This window comes from Kitasatospora sp. CB02891 (genome assembly GCF_002803145.1).
GTDB lineage: Bacteria > Actinomycetota > Actinomycetes > Streptomycetales > Streptomycetaceae > Kitasatospora > Kitasatospora griseola.
The window spans coordinates 92,070-101,119 of the sequence record NZ_NNBO01000023.1 but is presented as its reverse complement, the minus strand read 5'-3'; the positions used below and the strand labels follow the sequence as shown (position 1 = coordinate 101,119).

6 protein-coding genes and 1 pseudogene are annotated in these 9,050 nt (G+C 76.3%); 3 read left to right on the top strand and 4 right to left on the bottom strand.

Going from position 1 to position 9,050, the window contains the following annotated elements; translation table 11 throughout:
- The 3 genes and pseudogenes from CG736_RS34130 to CG736_RS34120 all read left to right on the top strand — a co-directional run.
- Positions 1–909, top strand: a pseudogene (locus CG736_RS34130) (hypothetical protein); the annotation flags it as partial.
- Between the two features lie 64 nt (positions 910–973).
- Entirely contained in the window at positions 974–1,531 is a 558-nt protein-coding gene (locus tag CG736_RS34125) for a hypothetical protein (RefSeq protein WP_100590001.1), read from the top strand.
- 70 nt (positions 1,532–1,601) lie between these two features.
- Positions 1,602–1,970, top strand: a complete 369-nt coding sequence (locus tag CG736_RS34120; RefSeq protein WP_100590000.1) for a hypothetical protein — start codon at positions 1,602–1,604, stop codon at positions 1,968–1,970.
- Between the two features lie 22 nt (positions 1,971–1,992).
- On the opposite strand, the gene CG736_RS34115 is transcribed toward CG736_RS34120, so the two are convergent.
- The 4 genes from CG736_RS34115 to cobT form a co-directional block, all read right to left on the bottom strand.
- Positions 1,993–2,787, bottom strand: a complete 795-nt coding sequence (locus CG736_RS34115; protein WP_100589999.1) for a hypothetical protein — start codon at positions 2,785–2,787, stop codon at positions 1,993–1,995.
- 56 nt (positions 2,788–2,843) lie between these two features.
- Positions 2,844–3,647: an RNA methyltransferase gene (locus tag CG736_RS34110; protein WP_100589998.1), complete on the bottom strand. Its 804-nt coding sequence runs from the start codon at positions 3,645–3,647 to the stop codon at positions 2,844–2,846.
- A gap of 150 nt (positions 3,648–3,797) precedes the next feature.
- Positions 3,798–5,027, bottom strand: coding sequence for a uroporphyrinogen-III C-methyltransferase (gene cobA / locus CG736_RS34105; protein WP_100589997.1), 1,230 nt, complete (start codon positions 5,025–5,027; stop codon positions 3,798–3,800).
- Between the two features lie 127 nt (positions 5,028–5,154).
- Positions 5,155–8,961, bottom strand: coding sequence for a nicotinate-nucleotide--dimethylbenzimidazole phosphoribosyltransferase (gene cobT, locus CG736_RS34100; protein ID WP_100589996.1), 3,807 nt, complete (start codon positions 8,959–8,961; stop codon positions 5,155–5,157).
- Positions 8,962–9,050: the final 89 nt, after the last annotated feature.

The window sequence follows — 9,050 nt, the reverse complement described above, 5'->3', positions numbered from 1 at the left end:
GTCCGCCCGGCGCCCGTGCCGGCGCCGACTGCCGACGGCACGGCGGCGGCCCCGGGCGGACGGCCGGTGGCGGCCGCGTCCGCGATGCCCCGGCAGGAGGTGCACCCGGAGGCCCGGACCGAGCGGGTGCGGCGTCCGGTCCGGGACGGCGACACGGTGCGCGAGCGTCGGCCCGCCGCCCCCGCCGGGCGGGAGCGCACCCCGCTGCCCGGCCGCGACCGCACTCCCCCGCCCGGGCGTCCCGCGGGCCCCGCCCGGCCGACGGCCCGTCAGCGGCTGATGCGCCAGCGGTTGGTGGTGTTCGTCACCGTCACGCTCGGTGTGGCGCTGGCCATCGCGATCGCGCAGGGCTGCGAGAACCGCTCCACCCACGGCCTTCCGCAGCCGACCGTGACCGCCCCGGTGAAGCCGACCACGGGCGCGACGCTGTCGGTGGACAGCCTGAACACGGTCGGCCACAGCGGCTCCGGCCTCGGCCCGGCACTCGGCAGCCCGCCCGCCGCGGACTGGCCCAACCGCAGCTACCCGGACCCGGCCGGCGGCCCGGCGATCCAGCTCCACGACGGCCGCTCGACCGACGCGGGCGCGCCCGTCACGCTGTCCGCGGTGCTGCCCGCCCGCTTCCGGGACGCCCCGGCGGCACTGGTGGTGCTGCGCCGGGTGGAGGGCGCCGTCCCCGTCGACCTGGTGCAGCTGTACGGCTTCACCGGCGACGCCCCGGTGCTGATCGCCGGCCGGGCGTCGACCGCGAACCCGGAGGCGGGAGCGGTGTGGCGGGTGGAGAACGGCGCGCTGATCCGCGAGGAGCGGGTGGACCGCACCGGCGCGGTCTCCTCGACCCGCTACACCGTCCGCCCGGACGGCGGCCTGGAGGAGTCCTGGCCGGGCTCGGGCGTGTCCGGGAACTGAGGGATCCGGCCCTGGCTCAACTGCCGGTGACGGTCTGTCAGTGCCCGGCGGGAGCATGTGCCGCATGATGTGGACGACCGACGCGATGCATGTCGCGTACTGCCAGTATTTCCTGTACGGCCCGGAGCTGCCGGACGGCTGGGACGCGCACGCGCTGGCCCGGCTCTTCCACGGCAACGGGGTGGCGGCCGGGTGCCCGGACCACCTGACGGTGCTGTGCGGAACCCACACCGGCCTGATCCGGCTCGGCGTGGAGCGCGCGGCCGAGCGGCCCGCGGAGCCCGGGCCGGAGTGGGAGAGCGCGGTGGAACTCTCCCTGTACAGCAGCGGCGAGCTGCACCTGCGCGCCTGGGACGGGGTGGACATCGCCGACGCCGGCAACCTGGCGCACGCGGGCCGCGGCTGGTACCGGGTCCGGGTGCAGACCCGGGGCCGCGACCGCGGCCGGGAGACCGACACCGCCGCCCGCGCCGTCGAGGAGCACCGCCTGACGATCTGGCCCGCTCCCCCGTCCCCCGATCTGGTGCTGCGCGTCGGCGACCTGACGGGCCGTCGCCACCACGACCCGCGCCGGCCGGCCCCCCGGCCGATATCGCCCCCGGCGGCGCGTCGGGCGGCCTGACCTGCGGGCCTGCGGCCGGTGGCCGCGGATAATGGTCCGCAGTGCACGGCGAGCCGGGAGGTACGGAGCAATGACGCTGGTGACAGGGCAGCGCGTCACGCTGGCAACGGATCTGACGCTGGGTGAGGCCTTCGGAGACGGGGAGGCGGCGGTCGGATTCCTGCTGCTGGGAGCGGGCGCGGAGGGCACCGTCGAGCAGGTGGTCGAGGTGCCGCCGTCCGAGGAGGTCCGCGAGTACCAGCGGCTGCGGGCGCTGTTCGACGACTACGGGCACACCATGCCCGAGGAGAGCCGCAAGGCGCTGGAGGGGCAGATCGCGTCCCTGGAGCCGCACTGGGAGGCGTACGGCGAACGCGGGCCGCAGTCCTCCGTCCGGGTCCGGTTCGACAACGGGTACGTGCTGGACGCGGCGGACGAGACGGTGCTGACGGCGCTCTGAGGGTGTTCCGGGGCCGCCCCGCTCAGAAGCGGTCGGGGCCGGACCACTCGTACCAGTCGTTGCCCAGCGGGGTGTAGTGGCTGTGCGCGGGCGCGCCGGACGGGAAGTACGCGTAGCCGTGGTGGGCGAACATGCCGCTGCCGGCGATGGCGAACTTGACGCCGTTGTCGGCGAGTTCGGCCTCGGTGAGGCGGTAGCCGGCGACCCACTCCGGGGCGGCCTGACCGGTGGTCAGGGCGTGTTCGGCCCAGTCGGTGAGTGTCGGGCGGGCGAGCGCGAAGCGGGCCTCGGCCGGGTCGTACTGCGTGACCGTCAGCACGGTGGCGGCGACCAGCAGCGGAGCCACGGCCCAGCGCCACCGGCCGGCCGGGCCACCGGCGGGACCGGCCGCTCGCTGCTGCCAGAGCAACCAGGCGAACGGCAGGCCGATCAGGGTCAGCACGCCGACGCCGAGCAGCCCGTAGTCCTGGCCCGGGACACTCAGCCCCAGCACGACGGCCGCGCAGCCCAGCGCGATGCCCAGCAGTGCGCTGGTGCCGGGGCGGCGCGGCCGGGTGAGCGGCCAGGACACCGTCGCGCCGACCACCACCACGGCGATCAGCAGCAGCGGGAACCCCAAGGTGAGCAGGAGCAGGGAGGTCGCCTCCACGGGCATCGCCACGAGCATCTCGCCCAGGCCGCCGGCCAGGGTCAGCCAGCTGTGCAGTGCGCCGTCCGGCAGGGCCACGACGGCCGTCAGCAGGGCCGCCACCACCAGCGGGCCTCGGTGGCCGGGGGACTTCAGGCGGCGGAGCGCGACGGCGCCGTTGGTGATCATGGCGCCATGTCTACCGCAGAACGGTCCGGTGCGGAACCGGTTTGCGACGGCCGGACTCAGCCGTGGTTCACCGCGTAGAACGCGATCGCGGCGGCGGCCCCGACGTTGAGCGAGTCGATGCCGTGCGCCATCGGGATGCGCACCCGCTGGTCGGCGGCGGCGAGCGCCTTCGGGGTGAGGCCGTCGCCCTCGGCGCCCAGCATCAGGGCCGCCCGGGGCAGCAGGTGGGACTTGGCGACGGTGAAGTCCTCGGCGCCCGACGGGGTGAGGGCGAGGAGTTCGAACCCGGCCGCGCGGACGGCGGCCAGCGAGTCCGGCCACGGGTCGAGGCGGGCGTACGGGACGGAGAACACCGCGCCCATGGACGTCTTGACGGCCCGCCGGTACAGCGGGTCGGCGCAGTCCGGGGAGAGCAGCACGGCGTCCATGCCGAGAGCGGCCGCGGAGCGGAAGATCGCCCCGAGATTGGTGTGGTCGACCAGGCCCTCCAGCACGGCCACCCGGCGTGCGCCGTCGAGGACTTCGGCGGCCGTCGGGAGGGGCTTGCGCTCCATCGACGCGAGGGCGCCGCGGTGCACGTGGTAGCCGGTGACCTGCTCCGCGAGCGCCGGCTCCACCAGGTGCACGGGCGCTTCGGTCTCGGCGATCACGTCGCCCATCACGCCCAGCCACTTCGCGGTGAGCAGCATCGACCGCATCCGGAAGCCCGCCGCGAGGGCGCGGCGGATCACCTTCTCGCCCTCCGCGATGAAGAGGCCTTCGGCCGGTTCGCGCCGACGCCGCAGTTCGACGTCGGTGAGGTCGGTGTAGTCGCTCAGCCGGGGATCGGCGGCGTCGGTGACGGTGATGGGCTCGGACATTGGACGATTTTCGCACGTGGGGGGAGTCGCGAGGTCGGGCCCTACGGCGGGGCCCGGAACTCCGGCACGCACTGAGCCCCCGTGACCGACCGCAGCCCCGGCCTCGCCGTTCCCCGAGCCCCTGTCGGGGCTCCCTTGATCCCTCGGCCGCTAGCCCAGGATGTTCACCACGTCGCCGATGACGATCACCGCCGGCGGCTTGATGCCCTCCGTGAGGATGGTCTCGCCGATGGTGGCGAGCGTCGCGTCGATGCGGCGCTGGGCGCTGGTGGTGCCCTCCTGGACGACGGCGACGGGGGTGTCGCCGGGGCGGCCGTGGGCGATGAGCTCCGCGGCGATGGTGGCGATCTTGTCGACGGCCATCAGCAGGACCAGGGTGCCGGTCATGCCGGCGACCGCCTGCCAGTTGGTGAGGGAGCGGTCGCCGGGGCCGACGTGGCCGGAGATGACGGTGAACTCGTGGGTGAGGCCGCGGTGGGTGACGGGGATGCCGGCGGCGGCCGGGACGCTGATCGAGGAGGAGATGCCGGGGACGACGGTGACCGGCACGCCCGCGTCCAGGCAGGCGAGCAGTTCCTCGCCGCCGCGGCCGAAGACGTACGGGTCGCCGCCCTTGAGGCGGACCACGAACTTGCCGGCCTTGGCGTGGTCGATCAGGGTCTGGTTGATCGCCTCCTGGGCCATGTACCGGCCGTAGGGGATCTTCGAGGCGTCGATCACCTCGACGTGCGGCGGGAGTTCGGCGAGCAGTTCGCGCGGGGCGAGCCGGTCGGCGACCACCACGTCGGCGTCGGCGAGCAGCCGGCGGCCGCGCACCGTGATCAGGTCGGGGTCGCCGGGGCCGCCGCCGACCAGGGCGACGCCCGCGCCACGGGCCCGGTACTGGCGGGCGGCGAGGGAGCCGTCGCGCAGGCCGGCGACGATGGAGTCGCGGAGGGCGGCCGAGTGCCGGGGGTCGCCGGTGAGCACGGCGACGGTCGCACCGGCGTCGTGGCCGGAGGCGGGCGTCCAGGCGGTGGCGGCGGCGGCGTCGTCGCTGCGGGAGCAGAACACCCGCAGGCGTTCGGCCTCGGCGGAGACCGCGGTGTTGACGTCCGGGTCGTCGGTGGCGACCAGCACGTACCAGGTGTCGGCCAGGTCGCCGTCCGCGTACGGACGCTGGTGCCAGGTCAGTTCACCCGCGTCGGCCATCGCGGAGACGGCGGGCGTGGTGGCCGGAGATATCAGGTGCAGGTCGGCGCCGGCGGCGATCAGCGCGGGCAGTCGGCGCTGGGCGACCTGGCCGCCGCCGATCACCACGACGCGGCGGCCGGCCAGCAGCAGCCCGACGGGGTACGGGGTGAGGCCCTGGGTGGACGGGTGCGGGTGCGGCGCGGTCATCGGGAGCAGCTCCTGGGTGGGCGGCGGTGCGGGGAGCGCCGTAGCCGGCCCGCCCTCGGGCCGGCTACGGGACGTCGGGCGGGCCGCCCCCGCCTTCGGCAGCGGGGACGGGCCGGACGCCGGTGGATCAGGCCTTCTCGGTGACTCCGGCGGAGTCGAAGGTGGCTACATCGTGCATCGCCCGGGCGGCGCTCTGCACCAGCGGCAGGGCGAGCAGGGCACCGGTGCCCTCGCCGAGCCGCAGGTCCAGGTCGATCAGCGGGCGCAGGCCGAGCCTGGCGAGCGCGGCCTGGTGGCCCGGCTCGGCGGAACGGTGACCGGCGATGCAGGCGGCCAGCACCTCCGGCGCGATGGCCTTGGCGACCAGCGCGGCCGAGCCGGCGATCACGCCGTCCAGGATCACCGGGATGCGCAGCGAGGCCGCGCCGAGCAGGAAGCCGGCGATCGCGGCGTGCTCCAGCCCGCCGACGGCGGCGAGCACGCCGATCGGGTCGGCCGGGTCCGGCTTGTGCAGCTCCAGGGCCTGCCGGATCACCTCGACCTTGCGGGCGTGGGTGGTGTCGTCGATGCCGGTGCCGCGACCGGTCACCTCGGCCGGGTCGGTGTCGGTGAACACCGAGATCAGCGCGGCGGAGGCGGTGGTGTTGGCGATGCCCATGTCGCCGGTGATCAGCACCTTGTTGCCGGCCGCGACCAGGTCGCGGGCGGTCTCGATGCCGACCTCGATGGCGCGGATCGCCTCGTCCCGGCTCATCGCCGGGCCTTGCGTCATGTCGTCGGTGCCGGGCTTGACCTTGCGCGGCAGCAGGCCGGTGGTGCGGCCCTGCTGGATGGCGTCCGGCAGTTCGGCGGCCACGCCGACGTCCACCACGCACACCTCGGTGCCGATCTGCGCGGCGAACGCGTTGACCACCGCTCCCCCGGCCAGGAAGTTCCCGACCATCTGCGCGGTGACCTCCTGCGGCCACGGCGTCACGCCCTGGGCGTGCACCCCGTGGTCGCCGGCGAAGACCGCCACGCAGCCCGGCTCCGGGATCGGCGGCGGGCACTTGCGGGCCAGACCGGACAGCTGCGCCGCGATGATCTCCAGCACGCCGAGCGAGCCGGCGGGCTTGGTCATCCGCTTCTGCCGGTCCCACGCCTCGCCGAGCGCCTTGGCGTCCAGCGGGCGGATGCCGCGCAGCGTGTCGGACAGCAGGTCGTGCGGCTCCTCGCCGGGCAGCGCGCGGTTGCCGTACTGCTCCTCGTGCACCACCCAGGACAGCGGGCGCTTCTTCGCCCAGCCCTGCTGCTCCAGCTCCGGCTCGTCCGGGAACGCGTCCACGAAGCCGACGCACAGGTAGGCGACGACCTCCAGGTGCTCGGGCAGGCCGAGCTCGCGGACCAGCTCCTCGTCGTCGAAGAAGCTCACCCAGCCGACGCCCAGCCCCTCGGCGCGGGCGGCCAGCCACAGGTTCTCCACCGCGAGGGCCGCCGAGTACGGGGCCATCTGCGGCTGGGTGTGCCGGCCCAGCGTGTGCCGGCCGCCGCGGGTGCGGTCGGCCGTCACCACGATGTTGACCGGAGTCTCGAGGATCGCCTCGATCTTGATTTCCTTGAACTGCTTCGCCCGGCCCTTGGGCAGCGAGTCCGCGAACGCCTCGCGCTGACGCTCCGCCAGCTCGTGCATCTTCCGGCGGGTCTTCGCGGACCGGATCACCACGAAGTCCCACGGCTGCGAGTAGCCGACGCTCGGCGCGGTGTGCGCCGCCTCCAGCACCCGGATCAGCACCTCGTGCGGAATCGGGTCCGGCCGGAAGCCGTTGCGGATGTCCCGCCGCTCCCGGATCACCTGGTGCACGGCGTCCCGCCCGGCCTCGTCGTACCCGGGCGCGGCGGGGCCGCGGTCCTCCTCGGGGGCGTCGGGGGCGTCGAGGGTGTCGGGCGTCTCGGTGGCGACGGCTTCGGTGTCGGCGTCCGCTTCGGCCGTGGGCTCGGCTGCGTCGACCTCGGCCTCCGCCTCGGCCACGGCCTCGGTCGGCTCGGCGGGTTCACCGGCGGCCTCGGGCTCGGCAGGCTCTGCGGCCTCGACGGGCTGCGGCGTGGCCTCCGGCTCGACGGGGGCTTCGGCGACGGCCTCGGCGGCGGGCTCCGTGGTCGCGGCGGCTTCGGCGGTCGGCTCGGCGGCGGCAGGCTCCGGCGTCTCGACGGCGGTCGCGGCCGGGGTCTCGGCCTCCGCTGCCTGGCCGGGCTCGGCGGCCTTCGCTTCCTCGACGACCTCGGCGGCCTCGGTGACGTCAGCAGGCTCGACGACGTCGGCAGGCTCGGCGGCCTCGGCAGCGGGCTGCGGCTCGGCGACGGTCTGCGGCTCCAGGATCGGCAGCCCGGCGGGCGCGGCGAGGAACGCCGAGATGCGGCGGTGCGCACCCCGACCGGCCGACTTCGTGGCCTGCGCGGGGATCGGCTGTGCCGCGGCCGCGCCCTCGGGCGTCTCCGCCTCGGCCGCCTGCGGCGCGGACTGCTCGGCAGGCTGCTCGGCGGGCTGCTCGACGGTCGGGGCCGCCGGCTGCTCGGCCGACGGAACGTCAACGGCGGCAGCGTTCTCGGCCTGCGGCACCGACGGCGCGTCGGCCGCCTCGGCGACAACCGGCTCGACCGCCACCGGCTCGACCGCGACGGGTTCCTCGGCCTTGGCTTCGGGCTCGGGCTCGGCGACGGCGGGCGTCTCCGCCGCAGCTGCGGCGGGCTCGACCGGCGCTTCGGTGACGGGCGCCTCGGCAGCCGGCGGGTCCGCCGGAGCCGGCTCGGCGACGGGTGCGTCGGCGGCGGGTGTCTCGGCCACCGGCTCGGCCGCGGCGGGCTCGGCCACCACGGGCTGCTCCGCTGCCGGAGCCTCGGCGACCGGGGCCTCAGCGGCGGGCGCGGGCGCGGCGGGCGCGACCGGCTCCACGAAGACGGGCGTCAGGCCGGCGGCGGGCGCGGCGACCACGACGGCCTCCGGCTCCACGGGGGCCTCGCCGGCGGCGGGCGCCGACTCGGCCGCCACGGGAGCGACCGCGATCGGCTCGGCGGCCACCGGTTCGACGGCGATCGGCTGCGCGGCGGCGGCCTCCGGCTCCGCAGCAGGCGCGGCGGGCGCGTCTTCGACAGTCGCTGCGGGCGCGGCCGCCTCGGCGACGGCCGCGGCTGCGGCGGCCTCCACCACCTGCGGCTGCACCGGCGCGGGCACCGGCACGGCCTGCACAGCGGTCGGCGCCGCCTGGACCTGCGGGGCCGGCGCGGCCTGCGGCTGCACCGGCTGCGACTGCTGCACCGTTTCGGCGGTGACGATCGGCACCCCGAACGCGGGCGTGCCGCCGGGGGTGGACGGGCCGCGGTCGGCCAGCGAGCGGACCGGGACGTGACCGGTCATCAGCGACGGGTCCGGGATCGGCGGCCCGGCGTGCAGCGGTCGGCGCTGCTGGGGGGGCGTCAGGAGCGGCGCGGCGGCGGGCTGCGCCTGCGGGCCGCCGACGGCCGGGGCGCTCTCCGCCGCCGGCGCGGCGACCGGAGTCGCGGCGGGCGCCTCGACGGCCTGCTCGGCCGCCGGCTCCGTGGTCAGCACGGGCGGGGCGAGCGGCGGCCAGGACGGCGCGACGGGGGTGCCGGGCGGCTGCTCGGCGGCCTGCTCGGCGTCACCGGCGGCAGCAGCGTCGGCGTCGGCCGGCTCCGCGGCCTCGACGGTGCCGTGCACGGCGTCGCCCCAGGCGGTCTGCGGGGCGGGCATCAGCAGCACGTCGTCGTCCTCGTCGCCGTCGGGCTGGTCGAGGAAGGTGTACGCGGGCCGCTGTTCGCCGTGCCATCCGGCTGCGGCAGGCGGAAGGGGCGCGCCGAGGTGGTGCTCCGGGACGGGTCCGCCGGGCCCGGTTCCGGGCGCGAGGGGACCGGCGTGGGGGGCGTGGCCGCCGTCGGTCATGTCAATGCTCCTTCCAGGCCGCTTGCGCGTCCTCGGCGGGTGTCCCGGAGGGTCCCGCCCACTTCGCCGGGGCGGAGCCGCACCGACCC

Bases quoted from the DNA above. Each gene is read 5' to 3' on its own strand.
- CG736_RS34125 (WP_100590001.1), top strand. From the start codon at position 974: ATGATGTGGACGACCGACGCGATGCATGTCGCGTACTGCCAGTATTTC.
- CG736_RS34120 (WP_100590000.1), top strand. From the start codon at position 1,602: ATGACGCTGGTGACAGGGCAGCGCGTCACGCTGGCAACGGATCTGACG.
- CG736_RS34115 (WP_100589999.1), bottom strand. From the start codon at position 2,787: ATGATCACCAACGGCGCCGTCGCGCTCCGCCGCCTGAAGTCCCCCGGC.
- CG736_RS34110 (WP_100589998.1), bottom strand. From the start codon at position 3,647: ATGTCCGAGCCCATCACCGTCACCGACGCCGCCGATCCCCGGCTGAGC.
- cobA (WP_100589997.1), bottom strand. From the start codon at position 5,027: ATGACCGCGCCGCACCCGCACCCGTCCACCCAGGGCCTCACCCCGTAC.
- cobT (WP_100589996.1), bottom strand. From the start codon at position 8,961: ATGACCGACGGCGGCCACGCCCCCCACGCCGGTCCCCTCGCGCCCGGA.